Annotated in this window: 24 protein-coding genes; 13 read left to right on the top strand and 11 right to left on the bottom strand. The window is 41.1% G+C overall.

The window, feature by feature from the left end; genetic code table 11:
• Positions 1-4: 4 nt before the first annotated feature.
• Positions 5-1,051: a ferredoxin--NADP reductase gene (locus B4G94_RS17680; RefSeq protein ID WP_286860544.1), complete on the bottom strand. Its 1,047-nt coding sequence runs from the start codon at positions 1,049-1,051 to the stop codon at positions 5-7.
• A 177-nt stretch (positions 1,052-1,228) separates the two neighbouring features.
• Here B4G94_RS17680 and B4G94_RS17675 point away from each other — a divergent pair, with 177 nt between their 5' ends.
• Positions 1,229-1,945: a superoxide dismutase gene (locus tag B4G94_RS17675; RefSeq protein ID WP_165306299.1), complete on the top strand. Its 717-nt coding sequence runs from the start codon at positions 1,229-1,231 to the stop codon at positions 1,943-1,945.
• 62 nt (positions 1,946-2,007) lie between these two features.
• Here B4G94_RS17675 and B4G94_RS17670 read toward each other — a convergent pair whose 3' ends face one another.
• Entirely contained in the window at positions 2,008-2,406 is a 399-nt protein-coding gene (locus B4G94_RS17670; RefSeq protein ID WP_108632306.1) for an SRPBCC family protein, read from the bottom strand.
• A gap of 19 nt (positions 2,407-2,425) precedes the next feature.
• A complete protein-coding gene (gene pyrE, locus B4G94_RS17665; protein ID WP_286860539.1) occupies positions 2,426-3,076 on the bottom strand; it encodes an orotate phosphoribosyltransferase in 651 nt (216 codons plus the stop codon).
• Between the two features lie 22 nt (positions 3,077-3,098).
• On the opposite strand from pyrE, the gene B4G94_RS17660 reads away from it, so the two are divergent.
• From B4G94_RS17660 to B4G94_RS17645, 4 genes are read left to right on the top strand one after another with little or no spacing between them, the layout of a single operon-like run.
• Positions 3,099-3,686 (top strand): NUDIX domain-containing protein, encoded by a 588-nt coding sequence (locus B4G94_RS17660; protein WP_241254968.1) that lies wholly within the window; start codon positions 3,099-3,101, stop codon positions 3,684-3,686.
• Positions 3,687-3,743: 57 nt separating this feature from the next.
• A complete protein-coding gene (locus B4G94_RS17655; protein WP_108632308.1) occupies positions 3,744-4,460 on the top strand; it encodes a 3-ketoacyl-ACP reductase in 717 nt (238 codons plus the stop codon).
• 26 nt (positions 4,461-4,486) lie between these two features.
• Complete coding sequence (locus tag B4G94_RS17650; RefSeq protein ID WP_286860536.1) at positions 4,487-5,551, top strand: NADH:flavin oxidoreductase/NADH oxidase; 1,065 nt, start codon at positions 4,487-4,489, stop codon at positions 5,549-5,551.
• Position 5,552: 1 nt separating this feature from the next.
• Positions 5,553-5,945: a VOC family protein gene (locus tag B4G94_RS17645; RefSeq protein ID WP_286860534.1), complete on the top strand. Its 393-nt coding sequence runs from the start codon at positions 5,553-5,555 to the stop codon at positions 5,943-5,945.
• A 59-nt stretch (positions 5,946-6,004) separates the two neighbouring features.
• On the opposite strand, the gene infB is transcribed toward B4G94_RS17645, so the two are convergent.
• The 4 genes from infB to B4G94_RS17625 form a co-directional block, all read right to left on the bottom strand.
• The gene (infB, locus tag B4G94_RS17640) at positions 6,005-9,151 is read right to left on the bottom strand and encodes a translation initiation factor IF-2 (RefSeq protein ID WP_108632310.1); all 3,147 of its coding nucleotides are present in this window, start codon (positions 9,149-9,151) and stop codon (positions 6,005-6,007) included.
• Positions 9,152-9,254: 103 nt separating this feature from the next.
• Positions 9,255-10,496 carry a transcription termination factor NusA gene (gene nusA, locus B4G94_RS17635; protein ID WP_104382659.1) on the bottom strand — a complete coding sequence of 414 codons (1,242 nt, stop codon included), beginning with the start codon at positions 10,494-10,496 and terminating at the stop codon, positions 9,255-9,257.
• A gap of 5 nt (positions 10,497-10,501) precedes the next feature.
• Entirely contained in the window at positions 10,502-10,966 is a 465-nt protein-coding gene (gene rimP / locus B4G94_RS17630; protein WP_108632311.1) for a ribosome assembly cofactor RimP, read from the bottom strand.
• Between the two features lie 139 nt (positions 10,967-11,105).
• Positions 11,106-11,882: an XRE family transcriptional regulator gene (locus B4G94_RS17625; RefSeq protein WP_108632312.1), complete on the bottom strand. Its 777-nt coding sequence runs from the start codon at positions 11,880-11,882 to the stop codon at positions 11,106-11,108.
• Positions 11,883-11,983: 101 nt separating this feature from the next.
• On the opposite strand from B4G94_RS17625, the gene B4G94_RS17620 reads away from it, so the two are divergent.
• A complete protein-coding gene (locus B4G94_RS17620) occupies positions 11,984-12,307 on the top strand; it encodes a hypothetical protein (protein ID WP_286860529.1) in 324 nt (107 codons plus the stop codon).
• Between the two features lie 91 nt (positions 12,308-12,398).
• On the opposite strand, the gene B4G94_RS17615 is transcribed toward B4G94_RS17620, so the two are convergent.
• Positions 12,399-14,771 (bottom strand): penicillin-binding protein 1A, encoded by a 2,373-nt coding sequence (locus B4G94_RS17615; RefSeq protein ID WP_286860527.1) that lies wholly within the window; start codon positions 14,769-14,771, stop codon positions 12,399-12,401.
• 378 nt (positions 14,772-15,149) lie between these two features.
• Between B4G94_RS17615 and rpoN the strand changes: the two genes are divergently transcribed.
• The 3 genes from rpoN to B4G94_RS17600 all read left to right on the top strand — a co-directional run bounded on the left by rpoN (position 15,150) and on the right by B4G94_RS17600 (position 18,728).
• Entirely contained in the window at positions 15,150-16,616 is a 1,467-nt protein-coding gene (rpoN, locus tag B4G94_RS17610; protein WP_108632315.1) for an RNA polymerase factor sigma-54, read from the top strand.
• Between the two features lie 81 nt (positions 16,617-16,697).
• On the top strand, positions 16,698-17,573 hold the full coding sequence (locus B4G94_RS17605; protein ID WP_165306298.1) for a carbon-nitrogen hydrolase: 876 nt from the start codon (positions 16,698-16,700) through the stop codon (positions 17,571-17,573).
• A 78-nt stretch (positions 17,574-17,651) separates the two neighbouring features.
• On the top strand, positions 17,652-18,728 hold the full coding sequence (locus tag B4G94_RS17600; protein WP_286860523.1) for an agmatine deiminase family protein: 1,077 nt from the start codon (positions 17,652-17,654) through the stop codon (positions 18,726-18,728).
• A gap of 99 nt (positions 18,729-18,827) precedes the next feature.
• Here B4G94_RS17600 and agaR read toward each other — a convergent pair whose 3' ends face one another.
• The 3 genes from agaR to proS all read right to left on the bottom strand — a co-directional run bounded on the left by agaR (position 18,828) and on the right by proS (position 22,095).
• Complete coding sequence (agaR, locus tag B4G94_RS17595; RefSeq protein WP_108632318.1) at positions 18,828-19,589, bottom strand: transcriptional repressor AgaR; 762 nt, start codon at positions 19,587-19,589, stop codon at positions 18,828-18,830.
• Positions 19,590-19,821: 232 nt separating this feature from the next.
• On the bottom strand, positions 19,822-20,610 hold the full coding sequence (locus B4G94_RS17590) for a GDP-L-fucose synthase (protein ID WP_286860522.1): 789 nt from the start codon (positions 20,608-20,610) through the stop codon (positions 19,822-19,824).
• A 12-nt stretch (positions 20,611-20,622) separates the two neighbouring features.
• On the bottom strand, positions 20,623-22,095 hold the full coding sequence (proS, locus tag B4G94_RS17585) for a proline--tRNA ligase (protein ID WP_108632320.1): 1,473 nt from the start codon (positions 22,093-22,095) through the stop codon (positions 20,623-20,625).
• A 178-nt stretch (positions 22,096-22,273) separates the two neighbouring features.
• Here proS and B4G94_RS17580 point away from each other — a divergent pair, with 178 nt between their 5' ends.
• The 4 genes from B4G94_RS17580 to B4G94_RS17565 all read left to right on the top strand — a co-directional run.
• Entirely contained in the window at positions 22,274-23,428 is a 1,155-nt protein-coding gene (locus B4G94_RS17580) for a hypothetical protein (protein ID WP_286860519.1), read from the top strand.
• Positions 23,429-23,501: 73 nt separating this feature from the next.
• Positions 23,502-25,103 (top strand): OmpP1/FadL family transporter, encoded by a 1,602-nt coding sequence (locus B4G94_RS17575; RefSeq protein ID WP_286860516.1) that lies wholly within the window; start codon positions 23,502-23,504, stop codon positions 25,101-25,103.
• A gap of 115 nt (positions 25,104-25,218) precedes the next feature.
• Complete coding sequence (locus B4G94_RS17570) at positions 25,219-25,974, top strand: hypothetical protein (RefSeq protein WP_286860514.1); 756 nt, start codon at positions 25,219-25,221, stop codon at positions 25,972-25,974.
• Positions 25,975-25,985: 11 nt separating this feature from the next.
• A partial coding sequence (locus B4G94_RS17565) for a LysM peptidoglycan-binding domain-containing protein (protein WP_286860511.1) occupies positions 25,986-26,806 on the top strand: 821 nt, incomplete at its 3' end.

Genomic DNA, 26,806 nt, shown 5'->3' with positions numbered 1-26,806 from the left:
CCCTTTAAAGCACCTCGATCTCGGTTCCGTCCACAAGCGGGTGACCGGTACACAGCAAGATTCGTCCATTCTCCATTTCACGGTCTGTTAGCACTTCGTTGTAATCCATTCTCACTTTTCCTTTGGAACATTGTGCAATACAGGTACTGCACATACCAGACTTACAGGAATAAGGCAGTTTTATTTTATGTTCAAGTCCTACATCCAAAATAGATTTATTGAAGGGAATCTCCAGATCGTAGGTTTCACCTTGAAAACGTAATTTGATCCGATAGGAGGTCATATCGACAACCCTTTCAGATTCGTCATCATCATCTTCCTCATTTTCGGGCAATAGGAACGTTTCTCTTTTGATCTGATTAGCATCAAAGCCCATTCCCAAAAGTGTGAAACGACATAAATCCATATAAATCACCGGCCCACAGGTATAGCATAGTGCATCCTCTTTTGGACCCATGAGATGATCCCTGACAATGGAAAGAATATAATCTCTGTTCAGCCGTGCTTTCATCAGATATTTACTGTTGGAATAAATCCAGACAATCGTTAGACGATCCGGGAACCGCTTGGCCCATTCCTCCAATTCCTCCCGAAAGGGTGTCTGATCAGCAGATCGATTACTGTACACCAACACGACCTTAGACTTCTCTTCAACAAGGAGTGCCGTTTTAAGAATCGAATACAAAGGTGTTATACCAATACCGGCAGCAAAAAGAAATAAAGTCCTTATTTTATATTGTTCGGGCTCATAGGTAAATAACCCCTGCGGCTCCATGGCCTGAACGATATCCCCTTCGGCAACAGTGTGATGAAGCAACCTCGAAATTTCGCCATTTTCCACACGTTTTACCGTGATGCTTAACGGCTCTTTATAATCCGGGGAACTATTAAAAGAATAAGAACGACGCACCTCCCGATCACCAAATAAAAAGGAAAGCGTAATAAATTGACCAGCTTTATAAGGAGGATAGTCGCCATCAGGAGATTCCAGCTGAAAAGTAATATTATTATTGGGCTGAGGAATTATCTTTGCTATTCGTAATGCGTACATAGGCCAAATATACTGTCGAATTTTGGCTTACACAAATGAAAAAACCGGATTCGAAAGTGGCTTTTTAAGATGCACTATATAACAATTTTGTTGTATTACAATTGACAGACAATTCTCGTACAATAATTGTAGAATTTCACGTTATATTTATATCAAAACTAATCATAATAAGATTATATGCAAACACGCAGAAACTTCCTTCAAAATGCAGCAAAAGCCACATTGGGTATTGCTGTATCTGGATCAATATTACAAGATATTGCTTCCGCGAAAGAAACTGAATTAAATGCCGCTACTTTAAAGTTTTCCCAAATCAAGTTACCTTTCAGTTATGCCGCATTGGAGCCCAATATTGATGCCCTGACGATGGAAATCCATTATACAAAGCACCATATGGCCTATATTAATGCCGTCAACGAGGCCATTGTTGCCGAATCCATCAAAGAAACTTCAGAAGAGCAGCTTTTAGCTAATATATCCAAATATTCCGCGAAAGCCAGAAATAATGCAGGTGGTGCCTGGAATCACAATTTCTTTTGGGAAAGCCTCTCCGACAAAGCAAGCCAGCCTTCGGAAAAACTGTTGACCATGATCAACAAGACCTTCGGTTCAATCGACAAATTCAAAGAGCAATTTGCCGCAGCAGCAACCACGCGTTTTGGTTCGGGATGGGCATGGTTGATCCTCGACGATTCAGGAAACTTGAAAATAACGTCTACGCCAAATCAGGACAATCCATTAATGGATGTTGCGGAAGTAAAAGGTATCCCAGTGTTGGGTCTCGACGTTTGGGAGCATGCTTATTACCTGCATTATCAAAACAAAAGAGCCGACTATATCAAAAATTGGTGGAACGTCGTCAACTGGAAAAAAGTAAATGAGCGAATAGCATAACATAAAAAAAGCTCGATCTAACGATCGAGCTTTTTTTATGTTATAATCCGTCACAAGACTTACTATCCCAGCACTGCTTTCAGTTTGTTTACCTGAAAATCGATCAGCTTTTGAAGCGGACCTGTAGCGATCATTTTCATCATCATATTTAAATCGGCATCAATCACAAAAGTCGCTTTGGTCACCGTATCTGATATGGCCTGCAGTTCCCAGCGTAAGGTAACCTCAAATGGTGCCTTTTCGGAAGGGATGAGCTTAATCAATTGATTGACTACCCGTTCTTCAACTTTTAATGCCAATTTCGCCATATTTTGAATGGTAAATCGGGCTTCGTCTGCTGTTGAAGACCAATTATAAATATTTTCAGGCATTAACTGTTCGTGATTATTGAGATCAGTCAAAAAAGCAAATACTTCGCCTACATTCCTGTTGATTTCTGTGGTATTCTGAATGGTAGTCATAACGGTAAATTATTGATCTTTATTGAAAGTTTTCACCCCATCCCGCAGGGTTCAATCGCCACTTTTTCAAAATTTCAACATCCTCTTCCAATACGTAGCTATTTTCGGCTGCGACCTGAATTAGTGCGTCGTAGTTACATAGACTGAAATAAGGACATTTTGCATCTGCAAAATTATCTGTCGCCTGTTGCAACCCATACGTAAATATGGAAACCAATCCAACAACATTGCAACCTGCTTCGCGCAATGCTTTAACAGCGATCAGGCTACTTTTACCTGTTGAAATTAAATCTTCAACCACAACGACGCGTTGACCACTAACAACTTCGCCTTCAATCATATTTTGACGGCCATGATCTTTCGCTGAGCTTCTAACATAAGAAAACGGTAGGCCTAAATCCTGCGCTACCAGCACTCCCTGTGAAATACCTGCCGTAGCAACTCCAGAAATCATATCTACTGATCCAAACTCTTCTTGAATAAGCTTAGAAAGCTTCTGACGAATATACGTACGTATTGCTGGATGAGATAAAGTGATACGGTTATCACAGTAAATTGGAGACTTCCAACCCGACGCCCAAGTAAAAGGACTTTTAGGTTGCAATTTTATTGCTTTAATTTGCAATAAGGATTCAGCAACTTTTTGTTCAACCTCATTTAAATTATTCATGGCGCAAATTTATAAAATTTATATGAACGAAACCGTGCTAATTTTAGCAGATTTTGTTCCTTCGAAAACCGAAAACACGCAAACAATTAGTATTCAAGACATTGAACTTCAAAAACTTTTCAAACAATCTGAAATTGATAAAGCTCCAAAGACCTATCTCTACGTCAACAAGGATTTCGAGACCGTATTTCAAAATTTAAAAAGCAAGCTTAAAATCATCAAAGCAGCTGGCGGACTGGTCAAAAATGGTGATGGAGATTATCTTTTTATTTACCGCTTGGGCAAATGGGATCTCCCCAAAGGCAAGGTTGAAGATAATGAAAAGATGAAAGAAGCCGCCGTACGTGAAGTAGAAGAAGAATGTGGTATTAAAATAAATTATTTAGGCAAGAAGATTACCACATCATACCATACCTACTATTTACGCAATGGCGAGTTTGTATTAAAGGCAACAAACTGGTATGAAATGGGCGTTAATAAAGTTCCGAAATTGATCCCTCAAACAGCCGAAGATATTACAAAAGCAGAATGGCGTCACGTGGACCAATTTGATGAAGTGCGGGCCAATACCTACCCCATTATCGAAAACCTCATCAAAAAGCTTAAATAGGCTGTCTTTTGAGGTTCATCTGACAGTAATCCGGCAGATCATTCTTATTTTTATCGTATGGAAAATATAACAGGAAAAAGGGCTTTAGTTACAGGTGGGGCCAAAGGATTGGGCAAGGCCATTGCCATAGCATTGGCTAAGGAAGGGGTCCACGTAGCGATTACAGGCAGAAACGAAACTGCATTGAAACAGACCGTTGCCGAACTGGCGGAATTAGGGACCGAGGTTACCTACGCAGTATTTGACGTGGCTGACAACACTGCCGTGCAACAGGAAGTTAAAAATCTCAATGATACCTTTGGCTATTTTGATATTTTAATCAACAATGCGGGTATATCTTCCTTTTCTTCGGTGATGGATATGGACGTTAATGACTGGACGGCAATTATCAATGTTAATCTGCTGGGGACCTATTTTGTTACAAAAGCTATCCTGCCACAACTTATTGAAAAAAATCAAGGCGACATAGTGATGGTGTCTTCTACCGCTGGACTGAATGGCGCGGCTACCACATCGGCCTATAGCGCTTCAAAATTTGGCGTTATTGGATTTGCTGATTCCTTGATGCGTGAAGTACGTAAAAACAACATCCGGGTATGCACCCTGATGCCGAGTACCATCGCTTCAGATATGTCGAAGGATCTTGGCCTCACGGATGGAGACCCTGAAAAGGTATTGCAACCGGAAGATTTTGCGGAGTTAATTATCGCAAATTTAAAATTACCACGAAGAGCAATGTTAAAATCAGCCTCTTTATGGTCCACAAATCCATAAGAAACAAAAAGACGAATAAACAAAACATGATGAGTCAACTATTCTCTGCCATAGACATCGGTTCTTTAAACCTGAAAAATCGTTTAGTCGTTTCCCCGATGTGCCAATATTCAGCTGAAGAAGGCTTTGCAAACAACTGGCATCTTGTTCATCTTGGCCAATTTGCAATCGGCGGTGCTGCGGCAGTCATCCAGGAAGCAACCGCCGTGACACCCGAAGGTCGAATCAGTTACGGAGACCTCGGGATATGGGATGACAGGCATATTGACAAATTAAAAGAGATAACAGCTTTTATCAAAGCAAATGGCGCTGTACCCGGTATTCAAATCGCGCATGCAGGCCGTAAAGCCAGCAGCAACAAGCCCTGGCTTGGCCGTGGTCAATTTGCCCCATCAGATCCGCTAGGATGGCAAACAGTCGCTCCGTCTGCACTGACTTTCCATTCTGGAGATTACGTCCCTCAGGAGCTTAAAACAACTGAAATCGAGCAGCTGATCGAACAGTTTGGTCAGGCAACCAAAAGAGCCATTCAAGCTGGTTACGAAATCATCGAGCTTCACGCTGCCCATGGCTATCTTATTCACCAGTTTCTCTCCCCCCTGAGCAATATACGAACCGACAGATTTGGTGGTACTTTTGAAAATAGAATACGCTTCCTGCTGGAAATCATCAAACGGGTAAAACAGGAAATATCGACGCAAAGCTTATGGGTACGTATTTCTGCCACAGATTGGGCGCCGGATGGCTGGGATCTGGATCAATCCATAGCCTTGTCTCAGGTTCTGACCGAGCAAGGAGTCGATATCATCGATGTATCGAGTGGCGGAGCGGTTTCCCATCAAAAAATTGATCTTGGCCCTGCCTATCAGCTTCCATTTGCACAGGCGATCAAAGAAAAAACCGGAAGTAAAACTGCTACTGTTGGACTCATTAAAACAGCGGCTCAAGCCGCCGATATTGTCGCTCATGGCCAAGCCGATCTCATTATGATCGCAAGGGGCTTTTTGGATGACCCGCATCTTCCATTGCACTTTGCCAAAGAATTATCCGTAGATATCCCTTGGCCAAAACAGTACGAAAGAGCAAAATAAGATGAAATTAAGCTTAAACAAAATACACCATATTGCCATTATATGCAGGGATTATCAGCGGTCAAAAAAATTTTATACCGAAGTCCTGGGACTGGAAATTTGGCAGGAGCATTATCGGGTAGAACGCGATTCCTATAAACTGGATTTAAAACTTAACGATACCTACATCATCGAACTCTTTTCCTTCCCCAATCCTCCGGCCAGGCCTAGTTTTCCCGAAGCGGCTGGTTTAAGGCATCTCGCTTTTGAGGTCGATAACCTGAACGCAGAAATACTTAAATTAGAGCAGGCAGGCATTACGCATGAAGGAATAAGAATTGACGAACTAACACAAAAAAGGTTCACTTTCTTTACCGATCCCGATCAGCTTCCGATAGAACTGTACGAGCGTTAGAAACAAAAAAAGCGTTGACAAAAATCAACGCTTTTTTTATGCTGTCGTAAATCGGAGTATTACAATTTACGTTTTACTTCTACTTGTTCGTAGGCTTCCACAATATCCCCGACCTGAATGTCGTTGAAACGGTCAATATTCAAACCGCACTCATAACCTTGTGCAACCTCTTTCACGTCGTCTTTAAAACGTTTCAGAGATGCCAATCGACCTGTATGGATAACGACACCGTCTCTGATTATGCGGATATCATTATTTCTATTGATTTTACCTTCTCTAACCATACATCCGGCAATGGTACCCACTTTAGAGATTTTAAATGTTTCTCTGATTTCAACCTCAGCAACAATTTTCTCTTCAAATTTCGGAGCCAACATACCTTCCATCGCAGATTTGATCTCTTCGATTGCATCATAGATGATAGAATATAAACGAACGTCGATTTGCTCATTCTCCGCCAATTTACGTGCATTTTGTGTTGGACGTACTTGGAAACCGATAATGATCGCATCAGAAGCAGATGCCAATAATACATCTGATTCGGAGATCGCACCCACCGATTTATGGATAATATTTACCTGGATCTCATCCGTTGACAATTTCAATAATGAATCCGATAATGCCTCAATCGAACCGTCCACGTCACCTTTTACGATAATATTAAGTTCCTTAAAGTTACCGATAGCCAAACGACGACCGATCTCATCCAAAGTAATATGTTTCGTTGCACGCATGCCTTGTTCACGTTGTAACTGAAGACGTTTGTTTGCTACCGTTCTAGCCTCAGATTCACTTTCAAGAACATAAAGCTTATCCCCTGCTGTAGGCGCTCCGGCCATACCTAATATCTGTACCGGCACTGAAGGGCCTGCTTCTTTAACACGTTCACCTCTTTCATTGGTTAAGGCTTTTACCTTACCAGAGTGTGAGCCCGCCAAAATCGGATCTCCGACACGAAGTGTACCACCTTGGATCAATACTGTAGTCACGATACCACGGCCTTTGTCCAAGGCTGCTTCGATCACCGAACCGACTGCACGTTTTTTCGGATCAGCTTTCAAATCCAACATTTCAGCTTCCAAAAGAACTTTTTCTAAAAGAAGATCAACATTTTCTCCGGTTTTTGCGGAGATCTCTTGCGCTTGGAATTTACCACCCCAATCTTCAACCAGGATATTCATTGCAGAAAGCTGCTCACGGATACGGTCCGGATTCGCTCCCGGTTTGTCCACCTTCGTAAAGGCAAAAACAATCGGTACACCTGCGGCTTGAGCGTGATTGATTGCTTCTTTCGTTTGTGGCATGACTGCGTCGTCCGCCGCAATAACGATAATAACGATATCTGTTACTTTTGCACCACGTGCACGCATTGCCGTAAAGGCTTCGTGACCCGGTGTATCTAAAAATGTGATCTTACGATTGTCATCTAACTTCACCGCATAAGCACCGATATGTTGTGTGATACCACCAGCCTCACCTGAAGTCACATTTGCTTTACGGATATAATCCAACAAAGATGTCTTACCGTGGTCAACGTGTCCCATTACCGTTACGATCGGAGCTCTAGGCACTAGATTCGCCTCAGTATCCGGTTCTTCCAGTTCCGCAGTTTCCTCATCTTCAGGTTTAATAAATTCAACCTGATAGCCAAATTCGTCTGCCACAATAGTCAAAGTCTCTGCATCCAGACGTTGGTTGATTGACACAAACATTCCTAAACTCATACAAGTAGCAATGATCTGCGTGACCTGAACGTCCATCAAATTTGCCAGCTCATTCGCCGTAACAAATTCAGTGACGCGCAATACCTTCGCCATCAATTCTTGCTCCATTGCAGCTTCTTCTGCATGTTGTGCAACATCATCACGTTTCTGGCGTCTTAATTTCGCACGTTGAGCAAATTTACCAGATTTACCCGCACCGCTTAAACGGGCAAGTGTCGCTTTGATTTGATCTTGGATTTCCTTTTCGGAAGGTTCCTCCTTATTTTCAACAGGTCTTCCTTTTCCTCTATTGTCAAAACGACCATGTTGTGGTCTTGCACCACCTTGTCCCGGTCTACCTTGGTGCTGGTTGTTCCCACCCTGCCCTGGTCTACCTGGATGCTGATTGTTTTGTCCCGGACGATTGTTCGGATTATTGTTGTTCCCTGGATTACCAGCTCGGTTACCTTGTTGGTCACGATTGTGGTTGTTATTTCCATCACGAGGACCACGGTTCTGATTGTTGTGCCCCTGACCTTGTCCCGCATTCGGATTTACTGGACCATTTGGATTCGTGCGCTTACGCTTACGTTTCTCATTGTTGTTTCCAGCATTTGAAGAGGATGCCACAGGTTTGTGGGAAGGTCTAGCAGATGGTAATTCAATCTTACCAATTACTTTTGGACCAGTCAATCTTTCTGCACGTGCAGAAATAATATCATCGCCTTCTTTTTTCACAGGCTCCACTTTTGGAGTTACTGGTACAGCAGCTTTAGGTGCTGTTTCGTCTTTTTTCTTTTCTTCTACCTTCACAGGTTCGGTTTTTGTCTCTACAACCGGAGTTGCTTTTACTTCAGTTTTATCTACTTCAGGTTTGGGAGCTTCTACCTTAGGTGCAACGACTTCGGTTTTTTGCTCAACAACCTTTGGTTCTTCTTTTTTTGCTTCGATAACAGGCTCTTTGACTTCAGCTTCTTTCTGCTCTACTACTTTCTCTACGACCTTAGTCTCTACAGGTGTGTCATGCGTAACTTTAGGTTCCTCCTTTGAAGGCTCCTCTTTTTTAGGCTTGTTACCACCTCTATTCAGGGCATCAAGATCAATTTTGCCAACCACTTTCATACCACCTTGATGAACAGGTTCCTCAGGCTTGGCAGGAGTGACTTCTTTGACAGATGGGATTTCTACGGTATTCTTAACCAAGATTTCTTTTGGTTCCTCATGTTCTTCAAAATCCTCATTTCTAGACGATTCTTTAGGAGAAGTGGACGGCGACTCCTCACGACGAATTTTGCCAATAACAATTTGTTTAGCTTCATCTTTCAGTGATTTGTCTCCCTGAAACTCTTTTAACAGCACACCATACATCTCTCCGCTCAATTTAGTGTTAGGCTTTGCTTCTACATCATATCCTTTTTTCACTAAACATTCCACGGCGGTATGTATCCCGATGTTGAGTTCCTTTGCTGCTTTAAGCAAGTTTGTTCCTTTTCCTTCAGTCATCTATAATATAAACTATTTTAATATAATTACAAAAATATGTTTTTTTCCATCCATAAACAATTTATTCCGAATGTTAGATGGAAAAAAATTAACAAGCTGAATTTTATTCAAATTCAGCCTGCAATATACGTACGATATCACGAATGGTATCTTCTTCCAAATCGGTACGTCTAACGAGCTCTTCCTCACTGAGTGATAAAACAGATTTTGCAGAGTCTAAACCAACGCGTTTCAACTCGTCGATAACCCAGCTCTCAATTTCGTCGCTGAATTCCTCGATATCCACATCCTCATCAAATTCATCATTCTCACGGTAAACATCGATCTCGTAACCGGTCAGCTTACCAGCCAGTTTAATGTTGTGTCCACCACGTCCGATTGCCAGGGATACCTGATCCGATTTTAAGTATACAGCAGCAGTTTTATTTTCTTCATCGATCTTAATTGAGCTGATCCGGGCAGGGCTCAGTGCACGGGCAATGTATAAGGAATGGTTTGTCGTGAAATTAATCACATCAATGTTCTCATTACGCAATTCGCGAACGATACCATGAATACGTGATCCTTTCATACCCACACATGCTCCAACTGGATCAATACGATCGTCGTAAGACTCTACAGCCACTTTAGCACGTTCCCCTGGTTCACGGACAATTTTCTTGATGGTAATCAGACCATCAAAGATCTCAGGAACCTCAAGTTCAAATAAACGTTGTAGAAACGCAGGTGCCGTACGGGAAATAATGATTTTCGGATTGTTGTTCATCATATCCACTTTATGGACTACTGCACGGATACCATCCCCTTTTTTGAAATAATCAGCAGGGATCTGTTCCGACTTAGGTAAGATCAATTCATTACCATCCTCATCCAATACCAGGATCTCTTTTTTCCAGATCTGATAAACCTCACCAATAACCAACTCCCCTTCTCTATCTTTATATTTCTTGAAGACTTCATCTTTCTCAAGTTCCAATACTTTAGAAACAAGCGTTTGACGGGCCGCCAAAATAGCACGGCGTCCAAAGCTTTCCAAAGTGATCTGCTCGATAAAATCATCGCCTACTTCCAGATCCTCATCGTGTTTTCTCGCTTCTGCCAACTCGATTTCAAGATCATCATCCTCAGAAAATTCATCTTCAACAACGACACGCGTTCTCCAAATCTCCAAATCTCCGTTATCTGGATTTACGATAACATCCACATTTTCATCCGTACCGAAACGACGACGGATCATACTACGAAAAACCTCTTCCAATACTGTAATGACCGTAGGTCTGTCGATATTCTTAAACTCTTTAAACTCCTGAAAAGAGTCTATCAGATTGATGTTGCTGTTACTCATTATTTTTAAAATGAAATTACCACTTTTGTTGCTTTTATTTGATCAAAAGGAAGTTCTTTTTCCACCTCTTGCGCTTTTTTACCTTTTTCTTTTACTTTTTGAAGAATGCTGACCTTTGTCTCGTCAACAGCCAATAAAGTTCCTTCAATTTTAGTGTTATCGTCCAGTTTAATCTGCACGGTACGGCCTATATTTTTTTGGTACTGCCGGTTATTGACAAAATTAGAATCTATGCCCGGAGACGAAACCTCCAGACGATAAGCATTATCGATGACATTTTCTTCCTCTAAATGAAAACCAACATGACGGCTCACCTGTGCACAGTCATCAATATTAACCCCGTTGTCCCCATCCAGGAGAATTTCCAAAATCTTATTTGGGCGCATCTTTACACTAACAATAAACAAATCCTCGCGATCTGCTATTTTTTCTTCTATGAGTTCAATGACTCTTTTTTCTACATCTTGCATTGTTCTACTGCCTAGAATGCTAAATTAATTGTATTAAAAAAAGGGGGCAATACGAGCCCCCTTCCTTTCAGATATGCAAATATAGTATTTTATAAAATAAAAAACAAATCCCCAAACAACTGCGAAATTATTTTTTCTATTATTTCGAATTGTCAACAACTGCATTAATTGTTTTTTGCATCTGCGCCATCATACTGGTCAATGTTTCCATCGTCGGTTCAGGTGTTGGCTCCGGCAGTTGTGTGCTAATAAAAGCCTTCGCTTTCCAAACTTCAAGAATATCAGAAGTTTCCACCCAGTACGGTTCATATGTTTTATTATCAGAAACAAGCTTTAAACCTTTGTCCTCCTTAAATTTAAAAGCGATACGCTTGTAAACTACCCCCTCCTCGCGCGATACGACCACATAGGTATGACCGGGCTTTATATCATGCCAATTTTCGACATATTCAGCGACAATAATGGATCCCGATGGCAAAGGCAACATCGAATCTCCTTTAATCTCAAATGCCCGAAAAGTCCCCTGCCCGAACATCGGAAGCGAAAACTTCGGAAGCTCAGCCACATACTCAGGATCGCCATAGCCATTTAAATAGCCCGCGCTCGCCTTAACCGGCACAAGCTCAATGTTTTCACGATCACTGCCATCAACAGTTACACTCAATACCCTGAGATTAGAAGCATTGCTTTTAGGCACCGGCTTCCATTTATCATCAATCACATCATTTGCCAATTCATCCATGGTTAGCCCATAAAACTCGGCAATTTTTTTTAGCAATTCATATTTAGGCTCTGCCCTATCTTCTTCATAAGCGCCGACAGAAGCTCTTTTAATCTCCATGATATCAGCAAATTGCTGCTGCGTAATTTTCTTTCCTTTTCGAAGGAATTTCAAGTTGGATGAAATATTTGACATATTATTTTTTCAAAAAATATTTTGCAAAAACTAAATTTATTAGTAATATTGTGCCAATAAAATTAGTAAATAAAATTTAAACATCCAAATAATTTAGCATTATGAGCAATTTTATTGTATATATATTAACTGACAACAACAGAAGATACTTTGAAATCGACTTTACTTCCAATATACTCAGCACTGTAATAGAGCTTCAGCAAGCGAATAGTTTCACCTTTCAGCAGGGGGCCAATTTAAACAGAATCATCTATTCCGAAGCTTTTTCAAAACTGGCATGCGCTAAAAAGAGAATGAACGAGTTGCAAAATTTCACACACCTACAAATCGAACGAATTATTCGCAAGAATAACCCGAACTGGAACAACCTCTTCCCACAGCAACAGCAGTCTTACGCCAAGAGAAACAGTAATTACGCCGCCTGATAAAATACAATAAAAAAAGCCACCTAATTTTTTAGTAGGTAGCTATTTATCATAGATCCAACAGGATAACCATTAACTAATTTTACATGAATTACGGATTCTCCGATGTACCCGTATTTTCGCTAACACCCTCTTCGTTGTGATTGCGCTCAGCGGATCCTTCTGTCGACTCCTCTTCCGGCCCAATAAACCCTTCATCCGTCTGCTCATCAACACTTGTTGAATCACTTTGTTCAGGCTCCGGATCACTATAACGCGGAGTCTCACATTTATATGGCTTTGTGATTTCGACTGTAGGTTCAGGGAATTTCCCCTGTGTATACCCCAATCGCTTATCTTTATAGACGGATTCCAAAAATACACCAAATATAGGTAAAGCTGTTCGGGAACCTTCTCCGGTATGCGAATTCTTGAAGTGTATGCTTCTTTCATCACATCCAACCCAGATTCCGGTAACCAGATCCTTCGTCACGCCCATATACCAGCCGTCAACATATTCGGAAGATGTCCCGGTCTTACCGCCAATTTGATTCTCTTTATCAAAAAGGTCCCACTCCCACAATCCCTGTGATGTACCTCTGGGCTCTTCCATCCCGCCACGCAACATGTAAGTCATCAACCAGGCATCTTGCTTATCGACAACTTGTTTACGTTCTGCCTGAAAGGTAGCGATAACATTTCCGTCATGGTCTTCAATTTTAGAAACCAGTACTGGTGTGACACGCTCCCCATGATTCATCATCGTCGAGTAACCGTTAACCATTTCAAAGACCGACACATCATTCGGCCCTAACCCAACAGATGCTACCGGATTGAGCCTACTCGTAATGCCGCAACGCTGCGCCGCATCAACAACTTTCGCCGGAGTAACCATATCGGTCAGCTGAACAGTAACCGAGTTAATAGATCGGGCCATCGCATGACGCAACGACATTTCACGATATGAAAAATTCCAATCTGCATTTTTCGGCTCCCACACTTCTATAGAATCCCCCTTGTCAATCTTTATGGTAACAGGCTTATCGGTAATCTTGTCACAAGGTGACATCCCGGACTCCAGGGCAGCCAGATAAACAAAAGGTTTAAACGTCGAACCGGCTTGTCGTTTCGCCTGCATCACGTGATCATATTTAAAATATTGATGATCTATACCGCCTACCCAGGCCTTAATTTCACCCGAATATGGATCCATTGACATCATCCCGGCATTCAACATCATGGCATAATATTTTAAGGAATCCATCGTGGACATCTCTTTTTCAATCTTACCATTATCCTTCCAGTTATAGACTTCCATTTTTTTCTTTTTATTCAGAAAGTAATTAATACTGTCCGGACTATTTGCATATTTCTTACTGAGGAATGCATAATAAGGGGTCTTCTTTGCCAAATTCTCCAAAAAGTTCGGAATTACTTTTCCGGAAAGATCACGCCAAGGCTCCTGACCATCCCAGGTATTATTTAAGCGCTGCTGCAACTCAGCCATCTGTTTCGCCACAGCTTCCTCAGCATGTTTCTGAAGTTTTGAATTGATCGTTGTATATATTTTTAAACCATCCGTATAGATATCGTAATTATTTTCCTCTGACCATTTTTCCAACCATTTAGCCACAGCGGTACGCAGATAAGAATCCCCACCAGCATTCACATCCTTATTATTGGCATTCAAGACAATCTTCTCTTTAACTAAAGCATCATAAGCTGCTTTCGTCAGAAAGCCACTCTTATGCATTTGACTCAACACGGTATTTTTTCGATCAAATGCCTTCTCAGGATTTCTGATCGGATTATACAAAGTTGTTCCCTTCAGCATACCGATCAACACCGCTGCTTCATTTTGATTCAGCTGATTGGCTCCTTTTGAAAAATAACGTTTTGCAGCGGTTTCTATACCATAGGCATTATTACTAAAAGAAACAGTATTCAGATACATTTCCAATATCTGGTTTTTACTATACCGTTGCTCTAACTTATAAGCCGTCATCCACTCCTTAAATTTGGTAATGACCAGTCCGGCAACAGGCAAACGGGTCAACAGCCCTCCGGCTTTGTTGTAACGTGTACGGTAAAGATTCTTGGCTAACTGCTGTGTAATCGTACTTGCACCGCGCTTATCTCCTTTTAACGTAGAGATAATACCCGACCCCAAACCTAAAAAATCAACGCCATTATGCTGATAAAAACGCACATCCTCAGTCGCGATAAGCGCATTAATCACCGTTTTAGGAATGCTATCAAAAGGAACCGGGTTCCTATCTTCATCAAAATACCGACCGATCAATACGCTATCAGCGGTATACAATTCAGTCGAAATATTTAGGCTGGGCATAATGATATCTTTTTTTGTGGGGGAATAGCCAAACAGCCACAAAAAATTAAGTTGTATGGCACAAACCAACACAATAACGAAATATATTGCAATAACGAGATAACGAAGAATCCGATTCTTTATACGTCTAAACATAAATGGAAATTTATCTTATATTCAACATATTGAATCAGCAAAAGGTTTTACCCCTGCTCAATATGCGCCTATACGTGTTTCAGGGGCTAAATATACAACTAAATACATCTCCCTAATTAACTATTTACATTTTTTAACAATAAAAAATAAGCATTTATTCGAACACGGTCAATGGGTAAAAACACATTTCCCTGACCTTGTTTTGCTCACTATCGCGAATTAAAATGTAAAAAAAATTGAAGAAGGACTTTGTTGAGATCAATAAGTTAGCTAACGCGTTCCGCAAATATTATACCTACTTTTAATATATTATCTATTTTATTTTAAAATAATAATGATATTTGCTTAAATTTAGATGTAAACTAGTCAACTATTAGCATGTTAAAACAGACATTACAACAAAAGCTATTACAAAAACTGTCGCCACAACAAATTCAATTTATTAAATTGTTGCAGGTACCAACAGTTTCATTAGATGCCAGAATAAAAGAAGAATTAGAAGAAAATCCTGCATTAGAAGATGGTAGCTTGACTAATATGACCGATCCAATCGAAGAATATCCGGATAAAGATCCGGATGACAATTTTGATAACGAAGAAGGTTTCGATTCAGATGATTTCAGTTTGGAGGACTATATACAAGAGGACGATTACAAAGATTATGGAAATGGGTATGATTACGGTGATGATGACGAAGACAGAAAAGAAATGCCAGTTGCCATCCAGCACTCTTTCTACGAACAACTGCAACAACAGCTAGACCTTCTGGCTTTGGACGATAAGCATTTTTTAATCGGCCAACAAATTATCGGAAGTCTGGACGACGATGGTTACCTGCGACGTCCGATCATAAATTTAGTAGATGACCTGGCTTTTGGTCAAAATGTCATGACCGAAGAGCATGAGGTATTGGATATGCTAAAAGTAATCCAGGATTTTGAACCTGCAGGGATTGGTGCCAGAGATCTCCAGGAATGTCTTTTGATTCAACTGCAAAAAAAAGACATTAACAACCCTACAATAAAACTGGCAATTAAAGTCGTTGCCAATTATTTGGATGAATTCACAAAAAAACATTATGATAAGCTCGAAAAATCTCTGGGAGTTTCGTCTGAAGACTTGAAAAATGTGGTGAATGAAATCCTAAAGCTTAACCCAAAACCGGGTGACTCAGGAGCAGTCGCAGGCAAACAGCTTCATATCATTCCCGATTTTCATATCAGCAACAACGATGGCATCCTTCATCTGACCCTGAATGGACGTAATGCGCCCGAACTCCGCATAAGCCGTGACTATCAGCACATGTTTGAGCATTATGAAAAATCCGATCAAAAGGACAAAAAAATGAAGGAAGCGGTACAGTTTGTCAAACAAAAACTTGATTCGGCTAAATGGTTCATTGATGCAATCAAACAGCGTCAACAAACCTTGCTCAAAACCATGAATGCCATCATGGAATATCAATACGATTATTTTCTTAGCGGTGATGACCGCAAATTGAAACCGATGATATTAAAGGATATCGCCGATAAAATCGACATGGATATCTCGACCGTTTCCCGTGTAGCAAATTCAAAATATGTACAAACTGAATTTGGGACATTCCTGTTAAAATCATTTTTCTCCGAGGCAATCCAAACTGATTCCGGTGAGGAAGTTTCGAATAAAGAGGTCAAAAAAATACTGGAGGAGTGCATTGCTAAAGAGAACAAGCGCAAACCATTGGCCGATGAGAAATTAACCGAAATTCTTAAAGAGAAAGGTTACAATATCGCACGCCGGACCGTGGCAAAATATCGGGAAGCATTAAACATACCCGTCGCAAGATTACGAAAAGAGCTTTAAGAGCTCTTTTTTGTTTTTCCCAACAATCAAATCTAAATTAAGAATAGTATCTTTGTGCCTGAATTAAATAAGCATTAAGGAATGAGCAAAGTAAAAGTTGGAGTTGTACAGATGAGCTGTACCGCAAACAAACAAGAGAATCTCGAAAAAGCAATCGCTAAAGTAAAAGAAGCCGCTGCAAAAGGTGCGCAAATTGTGTGTCTGCAAGAACTCTTTACTTCTTTATATTTCTGCGATGTCGAAGATTATGACAATTTCGCCCTAGCTGAATCTATCCCGGGCCCGTCTACAGACGCCCTATCCGCTGTTGCGAAAGAAGCAGGAGTCGTTATTATCGCCTCATTATTTGAAAAAAGAGCTGAAGGCCTTTATCATAATACGACGGCCGTGTTGGACGCTGACGGATCCTATTTAGGCAAATACCGTAAAATGCATATCCCTGATGATCCGGCATTTTACGAGAAATTCTATTTTACGCCGGGCGACCTGGGTTATAAAGTTTTCAAAACAAGATTTGGCAAAATCGGCATATTGATCTGTTGGGACCAATGGTATCCCGAAGCATCCAGGATCACCGCATTAATGGGTGCAGAAATTCTTTTCTACCCAACGGCAATCGGCTGGGCGACAGATCAGGATGAAGAAACCAACAAGGATCAATACAACGCATGGCAAACCATCCAACGTTCCCATGCTGTAGCAAATGGCGTACCTGTGGTATCCGTCAACAGGGTTGGATTTGAACAGGATGGCGCCATGAAATTCTGGGGCGGTAGCTTTGTGACAAATGGACAGGGTAAGATATTATACCTCGCCTCCCATGACAAAGAAGAAATTGAAGTCGTCGAACTGGATCTAAGTGAATCTGATTATTTTAGAAAACATTGGCCTTTTCTACGTGACCGCAGAATAGAAACCTATTCTCCGATCACCAAACGTTTTATTGACGAAGACTAATAGCAAATCATATTGGCCATTTTAATTTTGTGATTCATACGGAAGAACGAATTAAAATGGCTTTTTACATTTTAAAGCATGGAACAAGAAAGCACTTTCACACGGGCGTATTTTAATAATTCTCCAAAAAAACAAGGTTTTTCATTTCCCCCGGAATGGGCAAAACAAGAAGCGTTGTGGTTGAGCTGGCCGCATAAAGAGGAATCTTGGCCCGGGAAAATTGAAACCATATACAAACCTTATTGCGAATTCATTAAAGCTGTTGCGTCTGGACAGAAAGTCAGAATCAATGTCGCGAACGAAGAAATGAAGGCTTTTGCGATCGCAGAACTAAAAAAAATAACAGCAGATTTTAGCAATATTGAATTCTATTTCAATCCAACCAACGACGCTTGGTGTAGAGATCATGGTCCTGCTTTCCTTATCAATCAAAATTCGGGCGCAAAAGCGGTTGTTGACTGGGGATACAATGCCTGGGGAGGCAAATATCCGCCCTTCGATCTCGATGATGTTGTCCCTACGCGTATAGCCAAAGAGTTTGACCTTCCTCTATTTACACCTAATATCGTCATGGAGGGTGGTTCTGTCGAATTCAATGGCGCCGGAACTATTATGACAACAACAGCATGTTTACTCAATGAAAACCGAAACCCTAATTTTACAAAAGAGCAAATTGAGACATATCTCAAAGAATTCTATGGGCAAGAGCAGGTGCTATGGTTGGGTGACGGAATCATTGGTGACGACACAGATGGCCATATTGACGACATTACCCGTTTTGTAAATGAAAATACAGTTTTAACCGTTGTCGAAGAAAATCCCGAAGATGAAAACTATGCGATCCTACAGGAGAATCTGGAAACGCTCCGTTCTTTCAAATTATTAAATGGAGAGTCACTTCATATTGTCGAACTTCCAATGCCTGCACCGGTAATCTATGAGGACACCAGGCTCCCGGCATCATACGCTAATTTCTATATCGCAAATGATGTCGTCATCGTGCCTATTTTTGATGATGCTAATGATCAGAAAGCATTGGATATCATCCAGGGTTGTTTTCCATCACGAAAAGTTATTGGGATCAATTCAGTGGACATTATCTGGGGACTGGGAAGTTTTCACTGCCTGAGTCAGCAAGAACCCGCACTCGGTTAACGATAAATTACGTATAAACAGAAAGGCTTACTGACAATATCAGTGAGCCTTTCTGTTTATGGGCTCTATTGCTCCAATCCACCGCCACCGGAAAGCAAGCTATACAACAACAACGTGAACACCAGATTTTTCCAGCGACTCAACAAATCCGGCGCTCACTTTATCATCCGTAATCAATACATCAATTTTATCAAATCCACAGATCCGCCCAAAACTACGTCTTCCAAATTTAGAGGAATCAGCAAGGACAACAACCTTCTGGGCAGTATCTATCATGATACGATTCAATTGGGCTTCCTGTGCGCTGGAAGTCGACACACCATATTCCAGATCTATCCCATCCACCCCTAAAAACAATTTACTACAGTAAAAATCATGCAATAGATTCTCAGCATATTTTCCAGTGACGGAAGTAGACGTTTTTCGCAAAGTCCCCCCCATCTGCATAATTTCAACCGACGGGTATTTAATCAATTCCATGGCTACATTCAACGCTGAAGTTACCACGGTGATATTCCCCTTAGGTACAATCTGTCTGGCCAACGATTGCATGGTTGTACCGGAGGCAATAATAATCGAATCATTCTCTTCGATCATCTCAGCAGCCTTCTTCCCTATTCTGCTTTTATCATCGGAGCGAAGTTTCTCTTTTTCAAATACCGTTCGGTCCGTTGTATACGGATTATATTGTGTCGCTCCACCATGGGTGCGAAAAAGTAGACCGCTCTCCTCCAATAGTGTCAGATCCTTTCGTATGGTAACAGAAGATACCCCCAGTTCCTCACAGAGATCAATTACCTGGACTATACCCACTTCTTTTAATTGCTTTAAAATATATTGATGTCGTTCTACGTTTGTCATGGCTCTTTATATGCGCTAAAATATTAAATTCACTAGTGATTTACTCATACGAATAGTGCTGTATACCTAAAATATACTCCACATCACTATCCAAATTTTAATGGACAACTATTCTATACGAATTTCTCTAGCAGAACTGACGTTAAAATAATGAAATTATTTAATTATTTACACCCATTGTGCAAATTTAAGTTTATTCGAAAAAGATAAGTGTTTGCCGTTTTCTATACACTTAAAAATCTAGCGGATCGGGCCGGATGTAATGATAATCCAATTCCTTTTGCAGCAGGCTTCCACTGACTACTTTCTGAAAAGAATCCCCTTTTTCAAATTTTATGGGCAAATCGAAGCCATATTTTTGTGCAGAAGCCAATATAACCTCCTTTTTTTTAGGGTGTATTGGTGCAACTACATTGTAAATGCGGTGACTGAAATCTTTTACGGTAGCTAAAGTAATTAAACGCACGGCATCATCGCTATGAACAAAATTCGCAAACTGTTCGCCTGTGGTACAGACACGATTCGCAAAATACTTGGCGAAAATGCGATTTTTACCAAATAACCCACCAAGGCGATATATATAGGTCTGCGGTAGCTGCAACATCAATTGCTCCGCTAAAAGGAGTTTTTCGGAAAACTCGATTCCATCAGCATTCAATTCATGGTAAACTGCATCTTTATCCGGATAAATTCCGATAGAACTCAGAAACAGCTGTTTGGTCCATTGAATATTTTCAAGAAATCTTGAAACATTCGAAAAACGCTTTTCTAGACCAGAAAGACTATTTTTTTGGCTAGCAGGAATACTATTTAATACAAAGTCGAATTTGTTCGGAAAAAGCGTGTCGGGCAATGTACTAACGTTGTCAAAGTCAGCAATAAACGAAAAAATACCATCAGTTTTAAGCCGATGGTATTTTTCATATTGTGTGGTACTTGCCCAGACCTCATGTCCCTGATGTTTCATATCCATGGCAAACGATTCTGCCAGCCATCCGCATCCTAAAATGAGTATCCGCATAAGATCAAAAGATTAATAAGCTTTTGCAAATAAAACGCGTCTGCTGGAAGGTTTGCCCGTAAAGATACAAACACCTTCCTCCTCTTTGGCGTCCAAAGGAATACAACGGATTGTTGCCTTTGTTTCCTCTTTCACACGTTTTTCTGTTTCTGTGGTTCCATCCCAATGACAAGAAATAAATCCACCTTTACCTTCCAGCACTTCTTTAAACTCATCGTAAGAATTTACTTCAGTAAAATGGGAAGTTCTAAAATCCAACGCTTTTTGGTAAATATTTTCCTGTATTGCATGCAAGAGCTGTTCAATATTTCCAGCCAATCCTTCCTGCGCCACCGTTTCTTTTGTTTGGGTATCACGACGTGCCAGTTCCACGGTTCCATTTTGCATATCTCTTGCACCAACAGCAACACGCACAGGCACACCTTTCAATTCCCATTCCGCAAATTTAAAGCCCGGACGCTGCGTATCGCGATCATCGTATTTCACCGAGATATCTTTTACCTTCAACTCATCTGTTAACCGGTTCACGAATGCGTCAATCTGTGCCTTTTCTTCATCAGTTTTAAAAATCGGAACAATAACAACCTGAATTGGTGCTAATTTTGGAGGCAATACCAATCCTTGGTCATCCGAGTGCGCCATAATCAAAGCGCCCATCAAACGGGTAGAAACCCCCCAAGAGGTCGCCCATACATGCTCCAGTTTTCCTTCTTTAGACGTAAACTTCACGTCAAAAGCTTTCGCAAAGTTTTGTCCAAGAAAATGTGATGTACCGGCTTGCAACGCCTTGCCATCTTGCATAAGCGCTTCGATACAATAGGTATCCAAGGCACCGGCAAAACGTTCGTTTTCGGTTTTGCGGCCACGTACAACAGGTACAGCCAGAATATTTTCCGCAAATTCTGCATAGACATCGAGCATACGTTCTGTTTCGGCAATAGCCTCTTCGCTGGTTGCGTGTGCAGTATGCCCTTCTTGCCATAAAAACTCAGCTGTACGCAAGAAAAGACGCGTACGCATTTCCCAACGAACCACGTTTGCCCATTGGTTAACCAAAATTGGCAGATCCCGATACGATTCGATCCAGCCGCGGTAGGTATTCCATATAATCGTTTCAGAGGTCGGGCGTACAATCAGCTCTTCTTCCAGCTTTGCATCCTCATCGACCACAATCTTACCTGTACCATCGTTTTTTAATCTATAGTGAGTGACCACCGCACATTCAGTGGCAAAACCTTCCACATGGGCAGCTTCTTTAGAAAAAAAAGACTTGGGAATGAATAAAGGGAAGTAAGCGTTGCTATGGCCTGTTTCTTTAAATCTTTTGTCTAAGATTGCTTGCATTCTTTCCCAGATAGCATATCCGTATGGTTTGATCACCATACAGCCTCGTACAGCTGAATTTTCAGCCAGATCAGCTTTGATCACAAGTTCATTGTACCATTGCGAATAATCTTCTGCACGACTTGTTATTCCTTTACTCATATGAAATTGATAAATTATTGTAACATTATTACGTTAAATCTCGTCTGTATTTCCAATACAAAAAGCGTTCAATAAAAAATATTTGTATTTTTGATTACTTCGATTAAACCCCGTCGAGAAATTTGCGTCTAAGATAGTAAATAAGGCTGTATAATCGAAAATAACGATTTAGGATATTATGAAAAAAAATAGATTATTTATCGGAGCACTTGCCATGACAGGAGCATTTATGTTAGGTTCCTGCGGTACAAGTAGGCAAATCTATGGCGACGATGTCTATGGCAATAATGGACAGGCTAGACAAAAAGTCTATCAAAGTCCAGATTACTATTACACAGATGCGGATCAGGTTCAACAAGGAGGACAGACTCAAGACGGTTACTACGACGACGAATATTCAGATCAGGATTACAACAACGATTCTTATGAAGATCTTGAATATGCAAATCGGATAAACAGATTCTATTATGCCTCTCCGGGAATGACCTACTTTGATCCATTCTTCGATCCATGGTATGGTTATGGATTCGGTGGGATGTATGGATATGGCCCTTCCTTCGGTTTAGGTTGGGGCTGGGGATCCGGCTGGGGTTCTTCATGGTCTATCGGTTTAGGCTGGGGCTGGGGTTCTGGCTGGGGCTGGGGATCTCCTTGGTATGGTGGTTATTACCCTTGGGGTGGCTGGTATGGCGGCGGATACTGGGGTTCTGGCTGGTATGGCAATGGTTATTGGGGCGGTGGCTATTGGGGTAACTCAAGACCACGTTATGCTTCTTCGCGATCATCCTATAGAGACAATTACAATGTCCGTACTTCATCTTCCCGTACCAGAACTTCAGGAACTTATGATCGTACCGGTGTTGCCCGGGATTCCAGGGGACGTATTACGGCCGTTTCCAATGGCCGGACTAGCGGCGGTAGGACAAGGAATTCTGACGGTTCTATCTCACGTGGTTCCTCTTATGATAGAACAGGCGGCAGAACGAGAACTTCAAATGGTATCTCTACAAGAAGCGGATATCCCGATGGTGGCAGAACACGGAGCTCAGACAGAACAAATGGAACATACCCAAGCATGCGGAGTTCCAGTGGTACTTCCAGAACACGGACTAACTCAGGTGAAGTTTCCCGTCCAATGAGCCGTTCGATGGAAACGCGCTCAAGCAATCCGGGATCAACTTCTAGACCATCCTATACTCCGCCAACAAGAAGTTATGATAGCGGTTCATCACGCTCAAGTGGTGGCTTCTCCGGAGGTGGAAGTTCAAGATCCAGCGGCGGCTTCTCCGGTGGCGGCGGAAGCTCAAGATCTAGCGGTGGACGTACACGCTAGTGATAAAAAAACAAATTACAGTAGCATACATAATCCTGTGTGCTACTGCTCATTACAGACGATATTTTAGCTTATGACGATCAAAAAAATACTTTTTGGAACTGCATTTTTACTAGGTGCAGCGGGAACTGCCCAAGCACAATATACGAAAGATGTACTTTTGTTTTCCCAAGGGGACAATGGCGGTACTGCTCGCTTCAAAGCAATGGGAAACGCATCTACCGCATTAGGTGGTGATATTAGCTCAATTACCGGAAACCCGGCGGGCTTAGGTTACTTCAATCAATCCGATGTCTCCGTAACAGGCAGATACCTTAACAATAAAAATAAAACAGATTATTTCGGCCAAAATTCGAATAGCAGCAAAAATAATTTCAACCTGGATAATGCCGGCATCGTCTTTCATTTACCTACTTACCGAAATGGCGGAAACCTGGAGCGAGGCTGGCTGAATTTCAATGTTGGTATAGCCTACAACCGAAATTATGTCTATAACAACCTCTTAGAGTATAGAGGTGTCAATAATACGAGTTCAATTACTGATGCCTATTCTGACCGCCTATCTTCACCCGGCGGGATGAAAGGCTGGGGACAGGAAGTTTATAATAATTCGCTGCTGTTTGATGATTTGGATCCCGACAACAAAGGAAACTATTTCCCTATTACGAGCTTCGGTAATTATGATGGAAAAGATGGTTTTAATCAAGTCAATTCCATCTTAGAAAAGGGAAGTAAATCAGAATCTGTATTATCTTTTGGTGCCAACTATAGCAACAAATTATACTTGGGAGCTGCATTAGGTTTTACTGCTTTTAGTTACGACAACTCAAGTTGGTTTACGGAATACGGTCAAACGATGACCGCTGACCAACTGACAAAAATCAATAAAGACTCTGAATATTTAAAACCGGAGGCAGCATATGCTAAAAAACGCGAGATGCTGGACAAGGATTATGAGCTATATGATGACTATGCACAAGTGACGGATGGTACAGGGGTGGATTTCAAGTTAGGTGTAATCTATAAATTTACACCGACCTTTAGTATGGGCTTTACAGCGAAGTCTCCGACATTCATGAGCATCCGAGACGAATCTTATAGCAATTCCGAATTCCGTTATTTTAAACCGAATGAAGATAAGTCCTTTAAAGAATACCGTACCAGCGATGATGCAGGGCATAGCTACCTCGAGTACAATATGAATACCCCATACAAGCTCTCCTTAGGTGCCAGTCAGGTATTCTCCAGAGGATTAATTACCGCAGATGTAGAATGGGTAGATTATGCGGCGATGCGATTTAAAGATCCCGGCGCATATAATAAAGCTTTGGAACAGGAAATGAACCAAAAGATAAAAGACTCTTATCAAGGTGCGTTCAATGCGCGCATTGGTGGTGAAGTTTTATTTGATAACGTGTTTAGTGGCAGAGCTGGTTTTAATTACAGTGGCAATCCTTATAAAGATGTGGAGTACACCAACTATACGGCATCTTTGGGTATTGGCGCAAAACTTGGCCGCGGTATGTATATTGATCTGACCGGAGCCTACAATTCCATCAAGTATGAAGAAAGACCTTATCTTATAGAGGAACAGTACTGGAACAACACGAGTCCAGTAGCCAATATAAAAAATCAACGGACGAATGTCGTGTTGACAATCGGTTCTAAATTTTAAGAGATTCATCTCAGAAAAAAACGTCCAGCTAACCTGGACGTTTTTTATTTATTACAATCCCGACAACCATAATTTAAAAGCTTTTAGTAAATTTGTCCTCTTGGTTGAAAATCACATGACGAATCAGACAATCTCAAAAGCATTCAATGCCGTATTTACCTATCCCATCTGGCGGATCGAAATCGATGCTGAAAGTAGGTTGATTGCTGTGGAGACCAGGAATCCAGCAGACACACGCCCCTATTTCAATGTCATTACTTTCGAAGGAAACGATGTACTTCAAGACTTCCAGGCAATAAGCAAAGAGTGGGTGCTTGCAGGAATTCAATGTCAGAAGCTTATTTTAAAAAAGATCTCCAGTAATTCACCCATTGATGCAGGTGTACAGATCATTGACTGTTATCAGCCAAATCAGCAAGAAACCTGGTTTAATTATCTTTTTGTTGAAATGGTCAATGGAGGAATACTGCTTCGTCCCAAAATGATCGCGCAAGGAATGCAGTTGTTTTTAGATTTAAAAACAATGTCCATTGAAAACAAAAAAGAGGAATCATTTAAACCTTTTGACAGCCAAATAGTCTACCCTGTAATTTACAATGGTCAAATTCCCCAATTTTTGACAGATTTCACCGCCGATGGCGAAATTTGGATAAGTGCATTGGATGACTATTTTATTTGGGCTTTCTATGAAAAAAACACAGCTAATCACTATCAAATCCGGATAGTGCAATCAACAAAAGAGCGGTTAATTGACGCTGTAATTGCAGTCGATCAGTTACCATTAAAATTTTTCAACATCTATTTTCTTGTTAACAAACAAATATTCCTTTTGACAGACAATAAACGGGAGTTTGTTTCGTATTTAGTATAATTGCAAAATATATGAAACTATTATTCGAATTAAATACATATAAAAAGGTAGTCATTTTATCGATTTCAATGCTATCAATTCAACAAGTCGAAGCGAAAAATCGCACTTCATTACGTGTAAATGCTGTTCCCGACTCCGTCGGTACTGAGGTAATCAACGGCGAAGAATTTGTCCTTTTCAAGATCGAAAAAGGCGATAATTATTATCAGCTCAGCAAGAAGTACAAAACAACGGTAGGTCAGCTCACTCAGATAAATGGTAATGGCACATTAAGCCTCGGACAGATTGTTAAAGTCCCCACTGGACGAAAACCTGCTCCTCCGGTAAATAAAAACACAGGTAACACTGCACAGCAGAATCCGCGTAACCCACAACAGGGGTTCACAGAATATATTGTTGGTGAAAAAGAAACGTTATATGCCATATCCAAGAGGTTTAGTATTACTGTTGAGGACATCAAAAAAGCCAATAACCTCAAAAACAACATCATAAGCGGTGGAATGAAATTAATGATTCCGAATCAGCCACTGCCACCGGAAAGACCAAAATTGGTTGAACCTAAAGGAATCGAAATTATTGCGCCCGATTCCACAAACGATGACGATAAAGAAGAAAATCAAATTTCAACAAACCGTTACGGGATACGCGAAAAATCCGAGCGGGGGATTGGCGTATGGATTGATGGTTTGTCTACTCAAGGCACAAGCAACCTCGCACTTCACAAAAGTGCACCCGTCGGAACGATCTTAAAAATCACCAACCCGATGACAAAAAGCGTAACCTATGCGAAAGTCGTTGGAAAATTTAATGATAATGCCGAAAACCAAAATGC

Source organism: Sphingobacterium sp. UBA7625, from assembly GCF_002484085.1.
GTDB classification, from domain to species: Bacteria; Bacteroidota; Bacteroidia; order Sphingobacteriales; family Sphingobacteriaceae; genus Sphingobacterium; species Sphingobacterium athyrii.
Note: the sequence above shows the minus strand (reverse complement) of the source record. Positions and strands in the feature narration are given on the sequence as shown.

Bases quoted from the DNA above. Each gene is read 5' to 3' on its own strand.
- B4G94_RS17680 (WP_286860544.1), bottom strand. From the start codon at position 1,051: ATGTACGCATTACGAATAGCAAAGATAATTCCTCAGCCCAATAATAAT.
- B4G94_RS17675 (WP_165306299.1), top strand. From the start codon at position 1,229: ATGCAAACACGCAGAAACTTCCTTCAAAATGCAGCAAAAGCCACATTG.
- B4G94_RS17670 (WP_108632306.1), bottom strand. From the start codon at position 2,406: ATGACTACCATTCAGAATACCACAGAAATCAACAGGAATGTAGGCGAA.
- pyrE (WP_286860539.1), bottom strand. From the start codon at position 3,076: ATGAATAATTTAAATGAGGTTGAACAAAAAGTTGCTGAATCCTTATTG.
- B4G94_RS17660 (WP_241254968.1), top strand. From the start codon at position 3,099: ATGAACGAAACCGTGCTAATTTTAGCAGATTTTGTTCCTTCGAAAACC.
- B4G94_RS17655 (WP_108632308.1), top strand. From the start codon at position 3,744: ATGGAAAATATAACAGGAAAAAGGGCTTTAGTTACAGGTGGGGCCAAA.
- B4G94_RS17650 (WP_286860536.1), top strand. From the start codon at position 4,487: ATGATGAGTCAACTATTCTCTGCCATAGACATCGGTTCTTTAAACCTG.
- B4G94_RS17645 (WP_286860534.1), top strand. From the start codon at position 5,553: ATGAAATTAAGCTTAAACAAAATACACCATATTGCCATTATATGCAGG.
- infB (WP_108632310.1), bottom strand. From the start codon at position 9,151: ATGACTGAAGGAAAAGGAACAAACTTGCTTAAAGCAGCAAAGGAACTC.
- nusA (WP_104382659.1), bottom strand. From the start codon at position 10,496: ATGAGTAACAGCAACATCAATCTGATAGACTCTTTTCAGGAGTTTAAA.
- rimP (WP_108632311.1), bottom strand. From the start codon at position 10,966: ATGCAAGATGTAGAAAAAAGAGTCATTGAACTCATAGAAGAAAAAATA.
- B4G94_RS17625 (WP_108632312.1), bottom strand. From the start codon at position 11,882: ATGTCAAATATTTCATCCAACTTGAAATTCCTTCGAAAAGGAAAGAAA.
- B4G94_RS17620 (WP_286860529.1), top strand. From the start codon at position 11,984: ATGAGCAATTTTATTGTATATATATTAACTGACAACAACAGAAGATAC.
- B4G94_RS17615 (WP_286860527.1), bottom strand. From the start codon at position 14,771: ATGTTTAGACGTATAAAGAATCGGATTCTTCGTTATCTCGTTATTGCA.
- rpoN (WP_108632315.1), top strand. From the start codon at position 15,150: ATGTTAAAACAGACATTACAACAAAAGCTATTACAAAAACTGTCGCCA.
- B4G94_RS17605 (WP_165306298.1), top strand. From the start codon at position 16,698: ATGAGCAAAGTAAAAGTTGGAGTTGTACAGATGAGCTGTACCGCAAAC.
- B4G94_RS17600 (WP_286860523.1), top strand. From the start codon at position 17,652: ATGGAACAAGAAAGCACTTTCACACGGGCGTATTTTAATAATTCTCCA.
- agaR (WP_108632318.1), bottom strand. From the start codon at position 19,589: ATGACAAACGTAGAACGACATCAATATATTTTAAAGCAATTAAAAGAA.
- B4G94_RS17590 (WP_286860522.1), bottom strand. From the start codon at position 20,610: ATGCGGATACTCATTTTAGGATGCGGATGGCTGGCAGAATCGTTTGCC.
- proS (WP_108632320.1), bottom strand. From the start codon at position 22,095: ATGAGTAAAGGAATAACAAGTCGTGCAGAAGATTATTCGCAATGGTAC.
- B4G94_RS17580 (WP_286860519.1), top strand. From the start codon at position 22,274: ATGAAAAAAAATAGATTATTTATCGGAGCACTTGCCATGACAGGAGCA.
- B4G94_RS17575 (WP_286860516.1), top strand. From the start codon at position 23,502: ATGACGATCAAAAAAATACTTTTTGGAACTGCATTTTTACTAGGTGCA.
- B4G94_RS17570 (WP_286860514.1), top strand. From the start codon at position 25,219: ATGACGAATCAGACAATCTCAAAAGCATTCAATGCCGTATTTACCTAT.